16 protein-coding genes and 1 pseudogene are annotated in these 18,602 nt (G+C 46.1%); 11 read left to right on the top strand and 6 right to left on the bottom strand.

Features of this window, described 5'->3' with window-relative positions; translation table 11 throughout:
* Nucleotides 1–4 precede the first annotated feature (4 nt).
* The 3 genes from ruvC to aspS form a co-directional block, all read right to left on the bottom strand.
* Nucleotides 5–526 carry a crossover junction endodeoxyribonuclease RuvC gene (ruvC, locus tag L4D76_RS02455; RefSeq protein WP_428439348.1) on the bottom strand — a complete coding sequence of 174 codons (522 nt, stop codon included), beginning with the start codon at nucleotides 524–526 and terminating at the stop codon, nucleotides 5–7.
* Between the two features lie 4 nt (nucleotides 527–530).
* On the bottom strand, nucleotides 531–1,274 hold the full coding sequence (locus tag L4D76_RS02450; RefSeq protein ID WP_428439347.1) for a YebC/PmpR family DNA-binding transcriptional regulator: 744 nt from the start codon (nucleotides 1,272–1,274) through the stop codon (nucleotides 531–533).
* Between the two features lie 114 nt (nucleotides 1,275–1,388).
* Entirely contained in the window at nucleotides 1,389–3,197 is a 1,809-nt protein-coding gene (gene aspS, locus L4D76_RS02445; protein WP_428439346.1) for an aspartate--tRNA ligase, read from the bottom strand.
* 332 nt (nucleotides 3,198–3,529) lie between these two features.
* On the opposite strand from aspS, the gene cmoA reads away from it, so the two are divergent.
* The 7 genes from cmoA (at nucleotide 3,530) to L4D76_RS02410 (ending at nucleotide 10,253) form a co-directional block, all read left to right on the top strand.
* Nucleotides 3,530–4,258 carry a carboxy-S-adenosyl-L-methionine synthase CmoA gene (gene cmoA / locus L4D76_RS02440; RefSeq protein WP_428439345.1) on the top strand — a complete coding sequence of 243 codons (729 nt, stop codon included), beginning with the start codon at nucleotides 3,530–3,532 and terminating at the stop codon, nucleotides 4,256–4,258.
* Between the two features lie 16 nt (nucleotides 4,259–4,274).
* On the top strand, nucleotides 4,275–5,249 hold the full coding sequence (cmoB, locus tag L4D76_RS02435; protein ID WP_428439344.1) for a tRNA 5-methoxyuridine(34)/uridine 5-oxyacetic acid(34) synthase CmoB: 975 nt from the start codon (nucleotides 4,275–4,277) through the stop codon (nucleotides 5,247–5,249).
* 89 nt (nucleotides 5,250–5,338) lie between these two features.
* Nucleotides 5,339–6,127 (top strand): ATP-dependent zinc protease family protein, encoded by a 789-nt coding sequence (locus tag L4D76_RS02430; protein WP_428439343.1) that lies wholly within the window; start codon nucleotides 5,339–5,341, stop codon nucleotides 6,125–6,127.
* Nucleotides 6,128–6,141: 14 nt separating this feature from the next.
* A complete protein-coding gene (locus L4D76_RS02425) occupies nucleotides 6,142–7,647 on the top strand; it encodes an inactive transglutaminase family protein (protein ID WP_428439342.1) in 1,506 nt (501 codons plus the stop codon).
* Nucleotides 7,648–7,650: 3 nt separating this feature from the next.
* Nucleotides 7,651–8,625, top strand: a complete 975-nt coding sequence (locus tag L4D76_RS02420; RefSeq protein WP_428439341.1) for an alpha-L-glutamate ligase-like protein — start codon at nucleotides 7,651–7,653, stop codon at nucleotides 8,623–8,625.
* 217 nt (nucleotides 8,626–8,842) lie between these two features.
* On the top strand, nucleotides 8,843–9,352 hold the full coding sequence (locus L4D76_RS02415) for a VC2046/SO_2500 family protein (protein ID WP_428439340.1): 510 nt from the start codon (nucleotides 8,843–8,845) through the stop codon (nucleotides 9,350–9,352).
* 211 nt (nucleotides 9,353–9,563) lie between these two features.
* The gene (locus L4D76_RS02410; RefSeq protein WP_428439339.1) at nucleotides 9,564–10,253 is read left to right on the top strand and encodes an SDR family oxidoreductase; all 690 of its coding nucleotides are present in this window, start codon (nucleotides 9,564–9,566) and stop codon (nucleotides 10,251–10,253) included.
* 142 nt (nucleotides 10,254–10,395) lie between these two features.
* Here the strand turns inward: L4D76_RS02410 and adhE are convergent, their stop codons facing one another.
* Nucleotides 10,396–13,098 carry a bifunctional acetaldehyde-CoA/alcohol dehydrogenase gene (gene adhE / locus L4D76_RS02405; RefSeq protein WP_428439338.1) on the bottom strand — a complete coding sequence of 901 codons (2,703 nt, stop codon included), beginning with the start codon at nucleotides 13,096–13,098 and terminating at the stop codon, nucleotides 10,396–10,398.
* Between the two features lie 624 nt (nucleotides 13,099–13,722).
* On the opposite strand from adhE, the gene L4D76_RS02400 reads away from it, so the two are divergent.
* Nucleotides 13,723–14,361, top strand: a complete 639-nt coding sequence (locus L4D76_RS02400; RefSeq protein ID WP_428439337.1) for a YchE family NAAT transporter — start codon at nucleotides 13,723–13,725, stop codon at nucleotides 14,359–14,361.
* A 133-nt stretch (nucleotides 14,362–14,494) separates the two neighbouring features.
* The gene (locus L4D76_RS02395) at nucleotides 14,495–15,313 is read left to right on the top strand and encodes an ion transporter (RefSeq protein WP_428439336.1); all 819 of its coding nucleotides are present in this window, start codon (nucleotides 14,495–14,497) and stop codon (nucleotides 15,311–15,313) included.
* Between the two features lie 111 nt (nucleotides 15,314–15,424).
* Here the strand turns inward: L4D76_RS02395 and cysS are convergent, their stop codons facing one another.
* Entirely contained in the window at nucleotides 15,425–16,807 is a 1,383-nt protein-coding gene (cysS, locus tag L4D76_RS02390; protein WP_428439335.1) for a cysteine--tRNA ligase, read from the bottom strand.
* A gap of 200 nt (nucleotides 16,808–17,007) precedes the next feature.
* Here cysS and L4D76_RS02385 point away from each other — a divergent pair, with 200 nt between their 5' ends.
* Nucleotides 17,008–17,505: a peptidylprolyl isomerase gene (locus L4D76_RS02385; RefSeq protein ID WP_428439334.1), complete on the top strand. Its 498-nt coding sequence runs from the start codon at nucleotides 17,008–17,010 to the stop codon at nucleotides 17,503–17,505.
* Nucleotides 17,506–17,547: 42 nt separating this feature from the next.
* Nucleotides 17,548–18,282 (top strand): UDP-2,3-diacylglucosamine diphosphatase, encoded by a 735-nt coding sequence (lpxH, locus tag L4D76_RS02380; RefSeq protein ID WP_428439333.1) that lies wholly within the window; start codon nucleotides 17,548–17,550, stop codon nucleotides 18,280–18,282.
* Between the two features lie 30 nt (nucleotides 18,283–18,312).
* Here lpxH and L4D76_RS02375 read toward each other — a convergent pair.
* Nucleotides 18,313–18,602, bottom strand: a pseudogene (locus L4D76_RS02375) (IS4 family transposase); the annotation flags it as partial.

The following is an 18,602-nucleotide window of genomic DNA, read 5'->3' as shown; positions in this document are numbered from 1 at the left end:
GGTTTTATCTGTAACGACCTCGACGGACACTGCGGGCATGACCAGCCATAGCGATAAGTGTCTTATGGGTATGAGCATGACAAATTGCGACCGCTAAGGCATCAGCAGCATCGGCTTGTGGTTTACCCGGTAATTTCAATACCGAGCATACCATGTGCTGAACTTGTGCTTTGTCGGCACCACCCGTACCGACCACGGCTTGTTTAATCAAACGGGCGGCATATTCACTAACAGGAAGATCACAATTCACGGCAGCAACAATAGCACTTCCGCGAGCCTGGCCAAGTTTCAGGGCTGAACTGGCATTTTTACCCATGAAAACTTCTTCAATGGCAAACGCATCAGGTTGAAATTGGGTGATCACTTCAGAAACGCCAGCATATATTTGCTTTAACCGGCCGGGAATATCTTCAGCCGAGGTACGAATACACCCGCTGCCAAGGTATTCGAGGTGTCGTCCGACTTGGCGGATCACACCATAACCGGTAATTCGAGAGCCGGGATCAATCCCTAAGATGACTGTCATTCAGTTATAGCTGCTCTGCAACTTCATCTGTGATATCACCGTTGTGATAAACTTCCTGAACATCATCCAGATCTTCAAGGGCATCGATCAGACGCAACAGCTTAGGTGCAGTTGTGATATCCAGATCAGCTTTTGTCGAAGGAACCAGCGTCACTTCTGCATTTGTCGCTTCAAAACCTGCCGCATCCAGCGCATCTTTTACCATACCGAAATCAGACGGTGTTGTGTAAACGTCGATTGAACCATCATCGCTTGTCTCAACATCATCAGCACCGCCTTCCAGCGCCGCTTCCATGATTGCATCTTCATCAATACCCGGAGCATAAGAAATAACACCTTTCTTATCGAACAGGTAGTTAACGCTACCATCGGTACCCAGGTTACCACCAGACTTGCTGAATGCATGACGCACACCTGAAACCGTACGGTTACGGTTATCAGTCATGCATTCAACCATTACAGCAGTACCTGCCGGGCCGTAACCTTCATAGATAACAGTTTCCAGATCATCTTCACCTTCACCACCGGCACCACGCTTAACCGCACGGTTAATGGTGTCACGTGTCATATTGTTTGACAGGGCTTTATCAACAGCCGCACGTAAACGTGGGTTATTTTCAGCTTCCGGGCCACCTTCTTTGGTCGCAACAATAATTTCACGAATTAACTTCGTGAAGATTTTGCCACGTTTAGAATCTTGCGCAGCTTTACGGTGTTTGATGTTGGCAAATTTACTATGACCAGCCATGAATACTCCGAATTAGAATTAGCCTGTAGGCTTAACATTTCACGAGGATGAAAAAATGGCCAGTGAAACCACTGGCCAAAAAAGAACACTGCGTTTAATTAAAGCACTTGGTCTTTATTCAGCACTGTTTTCTGCAGAATCATCTTCTTTTGCGGTATCTTTTTTTGCAATGGCAACAGCAATAGACAGTTCTTCAAGTGATGCCGGGTTAGCAAGACTTGGTGCATTCGTTAACAGGCAAGATGCTGATGTTGTTTTAGGGAACGCGATAACATCACGAATGTTATCAGTACCACATAGCAACATGACCAGACGGTCAAGACCGAAAGCCAAACCCGCGTGTGGCGGCGTACCATACTTCAATGCTTCCAGTAAGAAACCAAACTTAGACTGTTGCTCGCCGGCTTCAATACCCAGAAGATCAAACACTGCCGTTTGCATCTCCGCATTGTGAATACGTACCGAACCACCGCCAACTTCGTAACCGTTGATGACCATGTCGTACGCATTCGAGTTTACAGTCTCAGGGTTAATTGCTAATTCTTTCGCCGTTACGCCCAAAGGAGATGTGAACGGGTGGTGCATTGCGTGCAGGTTACCCTCGTCATCGTCTTCGAACATAGGGAAGTCAACAACCCATAGCGGAGCCCATGCACTCTTATCTGACAGGTCAAGGTCTTCACCCAGCTTCAAGCGCAGTGCGCCCATTGATTCCGTAACAATGCGCTTTTTATCTGCACCGAACAGGATGATATCACCCGTTTCTGCATTAGTACGCTCCAGAATGCCAGCAACAACTTCCTCGTTCAGGAATTTAGCTACCGGAGACTGAATGCCAGCCAGACCTGCTTCACGATCATTGACCTTCGCCCAAGCCAGACCTTTCGCGCCGTAGATGGTCGCGAATCGGGTGTACTCATCAATTTGCTTGCGAGATAGTGATGCACCGCCTGGTACACGGATCACAGCTACTCGACCTTTAGGATCGTTAGCCGGGCCTGCAAACACTTTGAAGTCGACATCTTTTAGCAGATCAGCAACGTCCACCAGCTCTAGCGGGTTACGTAGATCCGGCTTATCAGAACCGAAACGACGCATCGCTTCTTCATACGACATCGTTGGGAAAGTACCCAAATCAACATCCAGCAACTCTTTCCACATTTCGGTGATCATACGCTCAGTCACTTCACGCACTTGTTCTGCGCTCATGAAAGAGGTTTCAATATCGATCTGAGTAAATTCCGGCTGACGGTCAGCACGCAAATCTTCGTCACGGAAACATTTAACGATCTGGTAGTAACGATCAAAACCAGACATCATTAACAGCTGTTTGAATAACTGCGGAGACTGCGGCAACGCATAGAAGCTGCCTTTATGAACACGGCTCGGTACTAAGTAGTCACGGGCACCTTCTGGTGTCGCTTTGGTCAGAACCGGTGTTTCGATGTCTAAGAAAGCATTGTCATCAAGGAAACGACGAACAAAGCTTGATGCTTTTGCACGCAGCTTGATGCGGTCGCTCATCTCTGGGCGACGCAAATCTAAATAGCGGAATTTAAGACGCTGTTCTTCAGTATTATTCTGATTGAAGTCTAGCGGTAACACGTCAGAACGGTTGATGATTTCCAGGCCCGTTGCCAGGATTTCAACTTCACCGGTCGCCATGCCTTTATTTACCTGGCTCTCTGGGCGAACACGTACTTCACCCGTCAGGCGAATACAAAATTCGTTGCGCAGTTGGTTAGCCACTTCGAATACATCTTTCATATCCGGGTCGACGACTACCTGAACAATACCTTCACGATCTCGCATGTCAACGAAGATCAGACCGCCTAAGTCACGGCGACGATTAACCCAGCCGCATAATTCTACTGTTTGCCCTGCTAGGGACTTGTTCAGGTGACCACAATATTGGGTGCGCATATGAAATTCCCGATCTATTTACTAACTTTCCTGTGAGCGATTCCAGCAAGCGAATTACTTACCTTGCACAGGCTGATTCATTCCCGGCCACAAACCGCTCAATATTCATCCAATTTAGGACGTTAAGTGGGGCCGAGACGCAAAAATGACGAAGCATTATAAAGCAAAAAGTCCAATGAAGGAAAAATCACAGCCTTAAATCAAGGAAAAATACCAATAACCATTTCGCTAAAGACAAATGATCGCATTTTCTCTACAATACGCGACCTTTCAGGGATCACCTTACTTAAACTCAGGGAATCCTGTTTTTTTTAGTTAAGAGGTTCGTGAGAATGGCAAGCCACGATAATATTTTTGCTGCACCAATCGAAAAGCTGGGCGATTTTACATTCGATGCAAAAGTCGCTGAAGTTTTTCCGGATATGATTCAACGTTCTGTACCCGGTTACAGCAATATTATTTCTGCTATTGGCATGTTAGCGGAACGCTTCGCCAAACCCCATTCTAAGATCTACGACCTGGGTTGTTCGCTAGGCGCAGCAACCTTGTCAATGCGCCGTCATATCAAGCAAGAAGGCTGTGAGATCATCGCCGTTGATAATTCAGCCGCCATGGTTGAGCGTTGTCGCCTTCACATTGATGCCTACCGTTCAGACACACCCGTACAGGTGGTGGAAGCCGATATCCGTGATATCGAGATCAACGACGCTTCCGTCGTTGTTCTGAACTTTACCCTGCAGTTCCTGGTACAGGAAGACCGACAGCTTCTGCTGGAAAAAATCTACGCAGGGCTGCGTCCGGGGGGGATCCTGATCCTTTCCGAAAAATACATTTTTGACGATGAGCGTGCGCACGAGCTGCTGATCGACTTACATCACGACTTTAAACGCGCCAACGGCTACAGCGAACTTGAAATAAGCCAGAAACGTAGTGCCATTGAAAATGTCATGCGTCCTGACAGCATTGAAACCCATAAAGCGCGCTTTACAAATATTGGCTTCAGCAGCAGTGAAGTCTGGTTCCAGTGTTTCAACTTCGGCTCTATGTTTGCCATTAAATAAGGTATTTTGTTCCAATATGTTTAGTTTTTCTGAATTTTATCAGCTGATTGCCCAGCACGACCAATTACGCCCGTGGCTAAATACCTTACCAAAGCAACTAAGTAACTGGGAAGAGGCCGAACACGGTGATATGGGGCGTTGGATCCGCGCACTCAAAAAATTCCCGACTTATACGCCAGATATTATCGACCTAAAGAACGAAGTGAGTGTTCGTAACGAAGATGGCGTCGCTAATGGCGAGCAAAAACGTCTGGAAAGCCTGCTACGTCTGCTGCATCCATGGCGTAAGGGCCCGTATAACATGCACGGTGTTCACATTGATACCGAATGGCGCTCCGACTGGAAATGGGATCGTCTGTTGCCACACATCTCACCGCTAAAAGGCCGCTCTGTGCTGGATGTTGGCTGCGGTAACGGTTATCACATGTGGCGCATGCTGGGTGAAGGTGCTGAACTCACCGTTGGTATCGACCCTTCCAACCTGTTCTTAATTCAGTTTGAAGCCATTCGTCGCTTAATGGGTAATGACAATCGCGCCTTTTTGTTGCCTTTAGGCATTGAGCAGCTACCAGAACTGAAAGCCTTTGATACCGTTTTCAGCATGGGCGTACTGTATCACCGCCGTTCTCCACTCGACCATATCATCCAACTGAAGAACCAGTTGCGCAAAGATGGTGAAGTGGTGTTGGAAACCCTGGTTATTGATGGCGACGAAAATGACGTTCTGATCCCGACACATCGTTACGCCCAAATGCATAATGTCTATTTCTTCCCCTCCGCCAAAGCACTCAAAGTCTGGATGGAGAAATGCGGCTTTGTTGATGTTCGTATCGTTGATGAATGCGTCACCACAACCGACGAGCAACGTTCGACAGACTGGATGACAAACAATTCATTGCCTGAATACTTAAACCCGGAAGACCCAACAAAAACAATTGAAGGTTACCCGGCACCCAAACGCGCTATTCTGGTTGCCAGGAATCCTGACTAAGCACTGACAAGGGATGCTGTTCGCATCCCTTTTTATACGCTAAACTGGCGCTGTCTATAGAAAAATAAGAAATCGTCCTGGGAGACACCATGCTTCGCCGCAGTATACCTTTACTTACTTTTGCAATACTTTCCGGCTGCACCCTTACGCCGTCGCATGACCAAGAAAAAACGTTGAGTGCCATCACAGCCATGGAAACTAACGTTAACGGTCAACTTACCGCAATGTCAGAACAAATAAATGAGCAAAATGAATACATTGCTAATCTTGAAAAAGAGCTATCATCAATTGCAGAAGATTTAAACCAAAGCAAGACGACCACCAGTATTAAGCCTCAGGAAGTGGTTGAGAAAAAAATCATCCCACTACCTGTGATTAAACCCGAAGTTGATCCCAAGGTGGCTAATGGTAAGGCTATTCTGGGCGAAGAAGAGTGGGTTTGGCTAGACTCAGTACAGTCACACTTTAAGGCCCGAATCGATTCAGGCGCGACTACATCGTCACTGAATGCCGTCGATATGCAGATTTTTGAGCGTGACGGCAAAGAGTGGGTTCGTTTTAATCTGAACCATAGTTCTGAGACGAGTGAGCCAAAAGCAGATGTTGTTGAGGCACCTGTTTTACGTTGGGTGAAAATTCGTCAGTCAACGTCTGAAAATGCGATTCGCCGTCCTGTTATTGATGCATGGGTCAGTCTGGGGCCATTACATGAGAAAGCACAGTTTACACTGGCGGATCGTAGTCAGATGACTTATCCGGTGCTATTAGGCCGGGAGTTTTTTAAAGATATCGCACTTGTTGATGTTGGCAAACGATATGTTCAGGGACTGAATGTTCAAGAACCGAGTATTCAAAAAAACAAAAACACTAATAAATAAATGATGAGGATGTCATGACGTCAAGAATACCGTTTTACTTTCTAATTTCATTACTCGTCATTGCAGGTGTTGCACTAAGCCAATACCGTCATGATGTGTACGGCGTGCCGTGGGCTCCCGGTGAAGAACGCGCGCTTTGGGAGCTGGAAGCACGTATCGAGTTTGATGCCATTGGTGATCCGGTTAAAATCTCGATGGCCGCCCCTGAAACACAACAGGGGTTCACCCTGATCGATGAAAGTACGTCTTCTCCGGGTTATGGGGTAGCACTGATCGATACAGATAAAGGTCGCCGGGCTGAATGGTCAATCCGTGAGGCCACCGGCAAGCAGATCCTCTATTACAAAACCCAGATGCTGGTGGATGATCAGGCAAGCTATAGCGTGGCACCACCAAAAGGTGATCCTACAGCCGTTAGCCTTGACAACCCGCAACAAACTGCAGCCACCGCGCTACTGACTCAGGCGCGTAATCTGTCAGCAGACAACCTGACCTTTACACGCGAACTCATCAAACAGTTTAATGATAAGCAGAACCAGAATGCATCACTGCTGCTTAACAACCTGAGCCGTGAAAATGCCATCATCAGCTTGCTTTCACTTGAAGGCATTCATGCCCGTCTTGTCGGTGGTCTGCAACTTGAAGATGGTCGCCGCCGCCAAAGCATCAATCTTCTGGTTGAACTCTGGGACGGTCAAAAGTGGCAGTTATTCGATCCACAAACAGGTATCGAAGGTAAACCGGAAGATGTTTTAATCTGGAACCAGCAAAGCCATTCATTATTAGATGTCGTCGGTGGCCGCAATTCCAACATCAGCTTCTCGATCATTGCCCAGGATATTACGCCTCAACAAGCCACCCGTGAAAAAGTACTGGCAGACGATCTGCTGAATTTCTCGATTCACAGCCTGCCGGTTGAAGAACAAGCCATGTTTAAAACCATTATGCTGGTACCAATCGGTGCATTGGTTGTGGTTTTCCTGCGTATTATCGTCGGTCTGAAAACATCCGGTACCTTCATGCCGGTATTGATTGCCGTTGCATTTGTTCAGACTCAGCTACTCACCGGTATTCTTGGTTTCTTACTGATCGTCGGCACCGGCTTAATCATTCGCAGTTATCTGTCTAATTTGAATTTGCTGCTGGTGGCCAGAATATCTGCCGTGATCATTACGGTGATTATGATCATTTCCGTTTTCACCGTTGTGGCCTTTAAGATCGGTCTGGTAGAAGGCTTAAGTATTACCTTCTTCCCTATGATTATCTTGTCATGGACCATCGAGCGAATGTCGATCCTGTGGGAAGAAGAAGGCGCGAAAGAAGTCTTGGTTCAAGGCGGAGGTTCACTGCTCACCGCGGTACTGGTTTACCTTGCAATGACCAATGAGATTGTCCGTCACCTGACCTTTAACTTTGTCGGTATGCAGCTGGTTATCCTCGCTCTGATCTTAATGCTGGGTAACTACACCGGTTACCGCTTAAGTGAATTACGTCGCTTCAAACCACTTGCGGAGGACTAAACGATGTCACTGTTTTCACAGTTTACTTCTCCGTTCAGGCTGCGTGACCGCGGCATTATGGGAATGAATAAGCGTAACCATAGTTACATCGGCCGCTACAATGACCGTAGTCTCTATCCGCTCGTTGATGACAAACTCAAAACAAAGCGTATTGCTCAACGAGCCGGTGCGACAGTTCCCGAACTGATTGGGGTCATTGACAGCCAGGTCGACGTGAAAAAAGTTCACAACATGGTAAAAGACTGGCCTGGTTTTGTTATCAAGCCAGCCCAAGGCTCTGGTGGTAAAGGCATTTTGGTTATCATCAAGCATAGAGATGGAGTCTATACCAAACCATCTGGTGTCGAGATCAATAAACAAGATGTCGAGCGTCATATCACCAATACCATGGCCGGGCTCTTTTCACTCGGGGGAAAGAATGACGTTGCGATGATTGAAAACCTGATCCAGTTTGATGACGTATTTGATGGCTTCAGCTATGAAGGTGTGCCAGACGTCAGGGTTATCGTTTTTAAAGGCTACCCGGTGATGGCCATGATGCGCTGCTCAACGGCAGCCTCAGACGGTAAAGCCAACCTCCACCAGGGCGCGGTTGGCGTCGGGATCGATATCGCCACAGGTAAGGCTATTCGTGCAGTACAGTTTGACCACCCTGTTGAACGCCATCCAGACACTGGCAGACTACTCAGTGAGCTAGCCGTGCCCAACTGGCGCAAATTGCTGACGCTAGCTGCGAGTTCCTGGGAAATGGCAGGACTCGGCTATATGGGTACCGATATGGTACTTGATAAAGTTCAAGGGCCGATGGTACTTGAGCTTAATGCTCGCCCTGGTTTGGCTATACAGACCGCTAACGGATGTGGACTGTTGCCTCGCTTGCACCATATTGAAAGCTTAGGCACACCAAACACACCGCCGACACCTGCAGAGCGAGTGGCCTATGCTGCCGATCAGTTTGGCGTGAAACCTACATTCTAAGTTCACCTCCAATTGACTATAAAAGCCCTGACATCATTGTCAGGGCTTTTTTATATCAGGCACAATGCAACGAATGAATGCGCATTCCAATTGAAGCGCTGTAGCGTCAAATAAATAACAATCTGTATCAATCACACTTCAAAAGTTTATTCCGGGCTAAAGTTTTGATATCTGAGACCGATAAAGAGGCATCGTAACCAGGAACCTCGATTATCAGATGCAGATCCACACGTTAGATAAAGCTATGCTGATCAACGAAGTGCAGCTCGGTAACCAACTCAACCATGCGGTTGAAGGTGGACGCCGGGCCGATTTCGCGTTGATGCTGGCTATGCTATCGCCGGATCACCTGGAAAAAAACCCGACCGATGTTCCCCCCGAGCAGGGAAAAACGGAGGCGGAATTACGCGCATATTTTGAATTACCCGACCCGCAACCATTATCCACCACCGAAAACTGCTACGAAAACGCAGCGGCTCAGGCCGATGCTTTCCATCGGGGAGGGTTAGCAAGCTCTCAATTTCTTCATGATCTGCAACCAACAGCACTAACGTTCCCGCCGTTAGGCACCAAAGGAATGCCAGAGGAGATATATCATAACCTCTCTGGTCATGAACGCCGCCGCCTGCCTCCGGCTGAAGATGCAACCATTCAAGCGTCACCACAAGATCTGTATTTATCACTTATACAATCAAAACGTTATGCCGAGATGTATCAGACCGGATAAATTACATAACAATTATTCCTATCTCACACAAATAAATATTTCGTGACCACCGTCATATCTTTGACACAACCAGCAAGAAGCCACGTCACACTTTACTAACATTTAATAACAAAACAACACAATATGCGTGCTTTTTCACATTATAACTAATCTGAAAACGTCACTATGACAAGAGTTGTTTCGACGAATCTTATTGGTACGGATGGTGATTATGAATATCGCGCACTCTGTTATATTAATTACCGCGGCAGGCAGCCCGATGGGGAAAGCTCTTTCGCTTCATTTTGCTTCGCTCGGAGCAAAACTGGCGTTAGTGGATATTGATGCTGAACGATTAGAGTTGACTCACCAGGCCTGCCTGGCTACTGGTGGAACGAGTTACCCTTTACTGCTTACTTCACGGGATGAGCAAGCCATCGCCAGTTTAATGAATGACGTTGATCAGCATTATGGTTCGATTAATGTCTTGATTAATTACTGGCTGGGTGCCGATCTGCCAACACTTTTCAGTCCCTCTTCCGTGGACATGTTTTGCCGCTCGATGACCGAAGTGGCAACGACCTTTTTTACCTTCGGCAAACAGGCAGCGAACTATATGCGAGAGCATCATTGTCAGGGGGTTATTATCAACCTGGCTGCCAACCAGCCCGATAGCCAGCTTCCAATAACGGGATGCTCGAAAGCTGTCATTTCAGGCCTAACACAGAGCTGGGCCAGAGAGTTAGCCGAATTTAATATTCGGGTGGGCGGCGTCGTACCACTGGTGTTTAACGATGAAGCATCGCACTCACAGAGCACTGTTTTCAGTCAGCCCCTGCAATACGAAATAGTCCGAAGCGCCGAGTACATTGTGGAAAATGATTACTTCAATGGCCGGATGATAGAGGCGGAGGTGGGATAAAACAGGGTCTAGGGTCTAGGGGCTAGCAGCGAAGCATACTCGAAACTCGTTACTTGCTACTCGCTACTGGTATAAAAAAGCCCGCCAAATTGGCGGGCTTAATAATTTACTTCAAAAGAAATGCGCTAGCTATAACCGATGATTATGCTTTAGCTGCTTCTTTCTTTGCTTTAGCTGGCTTTTCAGCAACTACCGCGTCTGTTTCAGACTTCTTGATAACAGTTGTACCTTCGAAAGTCTCACCTTCAACATACGGAGTACCGTAGTAAGCAGATGTTAGTACTTCTTTCAGCTCGCTGATAAGAGGGTAACGTGGGTTAGCACCAGTACACTGGTCATCAAACGCTTCAACTGAAAGTGTATCGATTTTCGCGAAGAAATCAGCTTCAAGAACACCAGCACCTTGGATAGATGTTGGGATGTCTAGGGCAATCTTAAGTTCTTCTAACCAAGTTAGCAGGCGTTCAATTTTCTGAGCTGTACGGTCACCAGCTTGAGATAGACCCAAGTGGTCAGCAACTTCAGCGTAACGACGACGAGCTTGTGGGCTAGCGTACTGAGAGAATGCAGTTTGCTTCGTTGGGTTATCATTCGCGTTGTAACGTACAACGTTAGAAATCAATAGTGCATTCGCAAGACCGTGTGGAATGTGGAATTCAGCACCAATCTTGTGAGCCATTGAGTGACACACACCCAGGAAGGCGTTAGCAAACGCGATACCAGCGATAGTTGCAGCATTGTGTACTTTCTCACGAGCAATTGGGTCAGCAGCACCATTCGCGTAGCTTGAAGGTAGGTATTCTTTAAGCATCTTAAGCGCTTGAAGAGCCTGACCATCAGAGTATTCGTTAGCAAGAACAGAAACGTAAGCTTCCAGTGCGTGAGTTACTGCATCGTAACCACCGAATGCTGTTAGCGACTTAGGCATGTTCATAACCAGGTTCGCATCAACGATTGCCATGTGAGGCGTTAGTTCGTAATCAGCTAGTGGGTACTTAGCACCAGTCTTATCGTCGGTAACAACTGCGAAAGGTGTTACTTCAGAACCTGTACCAGATGTAGTTGTGATACATACAAGCTCAGCTTTCTTACCCATTTTAGGGAACTTGTAGATACGCTTACGGATGTCCATAAAGCGCATTGCCAGTTCTTCGAAGTGAGTTTCTGGGTGCTCGTACATTACCCACATAATCTTCGCGGCATCCATTGGAGAACCACCACCAAGAGCAATAATCACGTCAGGCTGGAAGCTCTTCATTGCTTCAGCGCCTTTCTCAACAATAGATAGCGTTGGATCCGCTTCTACGTCGAAGAAAGTTTGAACTTCGATACCTTGTGCTTTAAGAAGTGATACCACTTCATCAGCATAACCGTTGTTGAATAGGAAACGGTCCGTTACCAGGAATGCACGCTTCTTACCTTCTAGGTCGCTCATTGCGATTGGAAGGCTACCACGACGGAAGTAAATTGATTTTGGTAGTTTGTGCCACAACATATTCTCAGCTCGCTTCGCTACTGTCTTTTTGTTGATAAGGTGCTTAGGACCTACGTTCTCAGAGATAGAGTTACCACCCCATGAACCACAACCAAGAGTCAGAGAAGGAGCAACGTTGAAGTTGTAAAGGTCACCGATACCACCGTGAGTCGTCGGGATGTTTACAAGAATACGTGCAGTCTTCATCTTGTCGCCGAAGTACTTGATACGGTCCTGGTTAATATCTTGGTTAGTATATAGGCCAGATGTGTGACCGATACCGCCAATCTCTACCATTGTTACTGCTTGGTCTACTGCGTTCTCGAAAGAAGACGCACGGAACATACCTAGAGTTGGAGACAGTTTTTCGTGAGCGAATTCATCTTCGTACTTAACTTCAACACCTTCACCGATAAGGATCTTTGTGTCAGCAGGTACTTTAACGCCTGCTAGCTCAGCGATTTTAGTTGCTGGCTGACCAACGATAGCTGCGTTCAGGTTACCGTCGATTAGAAGAACTTTACGAACTTTGTCCGCTTCAGCTTTAGTCAGTACGTAACCGTTGTGAGAAGCAAAACGCGCTTTCACTTCGTCATATACTTCGTCCATAACGATTACAGCCTGCTCAGAAGCACAAACTACACCGTTATCGAACGTTTTAGACATAAGAACAGATGCGACTGCACGCTTGATGTCAGCAGTTTCATCAATAACAACAGGAACGTTACCCGCACCAACACCGATAGCTGGTTTACCTGAAGAGTAAGCCGCTTTAACCATACCCGGACCACCAGTCGCAAGGATAAGGTTAATGTCGTCGTGCTTCATTAGAGCATTTGAAAGCTCAACTGAAGGCGCATCAATCCAACCGATGATGTCTTTTGGCGCACCAGCCGCAACAGCAGCATCAAGAACTAGCTTAGCAGCATCGTTCGTTGAGTTTTTAGCACGTGGGTGTGGCGAGAAGATGATCGCGTTACGTGTTTTAAGAGAAATAAGAGATTTGAAGATTGCAGTCGATGTTGGGTTCGTAGTTGGTACGATACCGCAAATGATACCTACTGGTTCTGCGATAGTGAATGTGCCTAGGCTCTCGTCTTCGTCAAGAATGCCACACGTTTTTTCATCTTTGTATTTGTTGTAGATAAATTCTGATGCGAAGTGGTTTTTGATAACCTTATCTTCAACAATACCCATACCAGACTCAGCTACAGCTTGTTGAGCTAGAGGAATACGAGCGTTATTCGCAGCTAGAGAAGCAGCACGGAAGATTTTGTCAACTTGCTCTTGAGAGAAAGTCGAAAACTCTTTTTGAGCAGCTTTGACGCGGGCAACCATTGCATCTAGTTCAGCCATATTTGTTACAGGCATAGTTAACTCCTAACTTAATATTAAAAACTTTTTAGTAAGGATACGTCTTAAATCCTTTCAAGCGGCAGGAAGGCAGTGAACTCATCCAACATTCCCGCAACACACATACTTAGTAAATTGCTTTCAAAACTGATTATAAAATTTCACACCGTGAAAAAATATGATTTAGATCACTAGTAATCTAAAAGGATCAAAAATTGTCAAAACCTGATCTTAAAAAGTTAAAATCAACGAGTTACATAACAAAATTGCGAGCTAGTTCGTTAAATTATCGACACGGTGTAAATTTCATCGCCTCAACAAACTGAAATATTACGTAATAAAAGTACATTTATTAGATAATAAAGCAACATTTGTGAGGCTAATCACGTTTATTAAGCAAATTAAATACTCTTTGTTTCATATTTGACTGGCACGTAGTTCCCCCTAAGCCTAATACAGTCAACTCAATATTTACAGCGCATTAACACTATATAATCCATAAGATTGTTTAGGGTTTGATATAACTATTTTTAATTGGTGGATTTACGTTCTTTAGCTTAAAGTGTCGCCGATGACAGAGGCACTCTGCTCAGTTCAAGAAGCTATCTTCTTTTTTATCAACGTTTGTCTGATGGTCAAACAATGCAGTCACTAGAATTCGCCATTTTCCTACAATTTTTTGTCGGTCTTATCGCAGCAGTAAACCCAATAGGTATCATGCCTATCTTCGTTTCGTTAACCGCACATATGGGTCAAGAGGAAAGAAATAAAACCGCTTTTACGGCCAATATCGCAGTTACGGTTATTCTGACCGTCTCACTACTCGCAGGACAATTCTTGCTGGATATGTTCAGTATTTCGCTTGATTCATTCCGGGTTGCAGGTGGTCTGCTACTGCTTACCATCGCCTTCTCGATGATGAGTGGTAAGCTGGGTGAAGATAAACAGAACAAACAAGAAAAATCTGAATCGGCAAGCCGAGAACAAATTGGTGTCGTACCTTTAGCTATGCCTTTAATGGCGGGACCGGGTGCGATCAGCTCAACCATTGTCTATGGCGCCCGTTTCCCAGGCTTACCGAATACAATCGGCATTGCACTCACCATCTGCATTTTTGCGTTTTGTTGCTGGCTGTTATTCCGCGGCGCACCGATCATCGTGCGTTTTCTTGGTCAAACCGGTATTAACGTTATTACACGTATTATGGGCTTGATCCTTGCCGCATTAGGGATCGAGTTTATTGCCACCGGCTTACGTACCCTATTTCCTGGATTGACGTAACGTTGAACAAAGAAAAAGGATTACGATTTTATCGTAATCCTTTTCAACAACCTTTCTCGCTATTGCTATTCTGGCTTAAGCCGCTTTTCTTCTTTATGCTAGGGCTAACCCTATAACTAAGCAAAGAAATAGCATGTCAATACTCACCCCTCGGCAAAAGATCTATGAAATCATTTTCGGTACCGACACCCGTGCGGGGCAGGACTTTGACATTGCGTTAATCATCGCAATACTGAGTTCGGAGTTGATCCTCATTCTTTCATCGGTCGCCCACATTGAGGAGCAGTACTCAAACATCCTCTTTTACGGCGAATGGGTCTTTACGCTCCTTTTCACGATTGAATACCTGCTCAGGCTATATAGCTCGCCCAAACCGCTCGCCTATGCACGAAGTTTTTATGGTGTCATCGATCTGATTGCCATTTTACCGGTATATCTCGCTCTCATTATTCCCGGTGCCCACTACTTACTCATCATCCGTTTGATCAGGGTATTACGTATTTTCAGGGTGTTGAAGCTGGCCCGATACCTCAAAGATTCCAATATTTTGCTGCGAGCTTTACTGCAATCCCAACGCAAAATCCTGGTATTTTTCAGCTCCGTTTTTATTCTTGTGACCGTATTCGGCGCATTGATGTTTGTTATTGAGGGGCCCGATAATGGCTTTACCAGTATTCCGCAAAGCATCTACTGGGCGATTGTCACCATCACCACAGTCGGTTACGGCGATCTTGTACCGCACACCTTTCTCGGTAAAGCGGTTGCATCTCTGACCATGTTGCTCGGTTATTCCATATTGGCCGTTCCAACCGGCATCATCACCGCAGAGCTGAGCCAGGAGATGAAAGCTCAACGGGAATTGATCCGCTGCCTGAACTGCACCCGTGGCGGCCATGAGTCTGATGCGAAATACTGTAAAAACTGTGGCAGTGAGCTACCTGAACAGCTCTAGCTGTAGATTTATTCCATTTAACAGTGATACCAATCTGATTAACACCACTGATCATCAGACAAAAAAACCGGAGCCAGTGATGGCTCCGGTTTTTTCATTAATAACTAAGGCTTATTTACGACGCCATGTCGTACCTTGCGGGCCGTCTTCCAGAATAATATCCATCGACAGCAGCTTATCACGGGCGGCATCGGCGGCGGCCCAGTCTTTCGCAGCTCGGGCATCCAGACGCTGCTGGATCAGGGCTTCGATTTCAGCCACATCATCACTTTCTCCGGCACCGCCTTGCAAGAAGGCTTCTGGCTCTTGGGATAGCAGGCCAAGAATATCAGCCAGTTCGCGCATACGCGCACCCAGTGCAGACGCCGCTGCCAGATCATCAGGTTTCAATCGGTTGATTTCACGTGCCATATCAAACAGCGCCGAGTAGGCTTCCGGGGTATTGAAGTCATCGTCCATCGCTTCTTTAAAGCGGGAAACGAGCTCTTCACCACCATCAGCTTTAGCCGTCAAGTCAAGGCCACGCAAAGAGGTATATAGACGCTCAAGTGCAGAACGCGCCTGCTTGAGGTTATCTTCGCTGTAGTTCAGCTGGCTGCGATAGTGACCAGACATCAGGAAGTAGCGAACAGTTTCGGCATCGTAATAGGCTAATACATCACGGATGGTAAAGAAGTTACCCAATGATTTAGACATCTTCTCGCGGTCAACCATCACCATGCCGCTGTGCATCCAGGTATTCACATATTGTGAACCTGTTGCGCAGCACGATTGGGCAATTTCATTTTCGTGGTGCGGGAACTGTAGATCAGAACCACCACCGTGAATATCAAAGTGATCACCAAGAATGGCAGAGTTCATTGCCGAACATTCGATGTGCCAGCCCGGACGGCCTGCACCCCATGGTGATTCCCATGTAGGCTCACCTGGCTTAGACATTTTCCACAATACGAAATCAAGCGGACAACGTTTCGCCGTGTCGATATCAACACGTGCACCGGCTTGTAGTTGATCTAAGTCTTGTTTAGACAAACGGCCATATTCTTCGAACTTGCTCACTTCGAACATAACATCGCCATTGCTCGCAACATAAGCAAACCCACGTTCAATCAAACGCTCGCACATTACGATAATTTCAGCAATGAATTCTGTTGCACGCGGCTCGATATCAGGACGTTTCATGCCCAGCGCATCAAAATCAGAGTGCATTTCACCGATCAGACGCCCAGTCAATGATTCACAGCTCTCGCCGTTATCTGCAGCACGCTTGATGATCTTGTCGTCGATATCAGTGATATTTCGAACAAATGTTAAGTCGTAACCAGAGTAGCGCAGGTAACGAGATACAACATCGAAAGATACAAAAGTACGACCATGGCCAATGTGACACAAATCGTAAATGGTAACCCCACAGACATACATGCCTACTTTACCAGGCTGAATGGGCTTGAATTCCTCTTTCTGTTTTGTCAGTGAGTTATAGATCTTTAACATGACTCGTAATTACTCATTTTATGGGGTTACTATTAAGAGCAGTAATTACACCTTTTATGGCAAATGAAGGCAAGGAAAAATACCGCAGGTGATACCGAACAGATCAAAATTTGTATGAACAGGTACTAATAAGATAAAATCCAATGTTAAAGAAAGTTATATACTTTAAAAGCTATATACATCCATTAAAGGACAGACTCATGGTAACGCTTCACACTACTTTTGGTGACATCAAGATCCAGCTAAATACAGAAAAAGCGCCTGAAACGTGTGCAAACTTCCTGCAATATTGCCGTGACGGTTTCTACAACGATACTATTTTCCACCGTGTTATCGATGGCTTCATGGTTCAGGGCGGCGGTATGGCCTCGGGCATGGTTGAGAAAGAAACCCGTGCAACAATCAAAAATGAAGCGAGCAATGGCCTGAGCAACAAGGTAGGCACGCTTGCGATGGCTCGCACAAATGCACCACATTCTGCAAGCTCTCAGTTCTTCATTAACGTTAACGACAATAAATTCCTGGATTTCAAATCAGAAACGCCTGATGGCTGGGGTTACTGTGTGTTTGCTGAAGTTGTTGAAGGCATGGACATAGTTAACAAAATCAAAGCTGTCTCTACGGGTAACTGGGGTTATGTACACCAGGACGTACCGGTTGAAGAAGTGGCTATCAATAGCGTAACGATCGAAGAATAATTCTTCGGTCAGGGTGGCCTCGTTGCCACCCTATCCTTCCTTATGACTACTCTTTTTATTGCAGATCTGCACCTAAGTGCCGAACGTACTGAAATTACTGATTGTTTTCTCTCATTCATGCAACAAGAAGCAAGAGGGGCCGATGCCCTCTATGTGCTTGGTGATTTGTTTGAAATGTGGATTGGCGATGATGACAACTCCCCCTTCCACCAGCAAATCAAAGATGCATTTAAACAACTCACCGATTCAGGCGTACCTTGCTTTTTCATTCATGGTAACCGTGATTTTCTGGTTGGTTCGCGTTTCAGCCGGGAAACAGGCGTACAGATGTTGCCACAACACAGTGTCATTGACCTGTATGGCACACCGACCTTGATCCTTCATGGTGATACGCTATGCACCTTAGATGAGGCTTATCAGCGTTATCGTAAAAAAGTGCATAACCGATTTATTCAGTGGCTGTTTTTCCGTCTGCCCCTGAGCTATCGCCAGAGAATCGGTGATAACATACGGAACAGCAGCAGTCAGAATAATCAAACCAAGAATATGACTATCATGGATGTCACACCTGATGAAGTGACCAAAGTGATGGCTGAGCATAACGTGCTCAATATGATCCATGGCCATACCCATCGTCCTGACGTACACACGTTAACCGTCGATGGAAAAGCCGCCACTCGGATCGTATTAGGTGATTGGTATGATCATGGTTCGGTGCTGGTATGCAGACCTGAAGGTAATCGATTGGAAAAAAGGGATTTTACCCTCGGATACTGACAAAAAAGGTACGCCCATGCGTAATGCCGTTCACTTAACGTGAGCGGCATTGTTTTTTCTAACGGGATATCGGTTTTTTGAGCACTTCAATACTCTAGGGTAACTTCGTTCTCTTCTAGCAGGTAAAATAAACTGCTTCGCGATCTCTTCTAGTACCATTACTTGTTTCGGTATGTTCCCTGGTGTCACAAATGGCAACTGCGTTAACTCATGAACAATATGCAATGCCGCCCCATGAAAACTGAGTTGATTGGGAAAGACTCCTTTTAAACTACTAGCCATCAATACCATCTTATATCTCAAGAGGTTATAAGCTAGAA

Origin of the sequence: Photobacterium sagamiensis (assembly GCF_050337085.1) — a bacterium.
In the GTDB taxonomy this organism is placed as follows: domain Bacteria; phylum Pseudomonadota; class Gammaproteobacteria; order Enterobacterales; family Vibrionaceae; genus Photobacterium; species Photobacterium sagamiensis.
The sequence above is the reverse complement of the archived record's forward strand: the minus strand, read 5'-3'. Positions and strand labels throughout refer to the sequence as shown.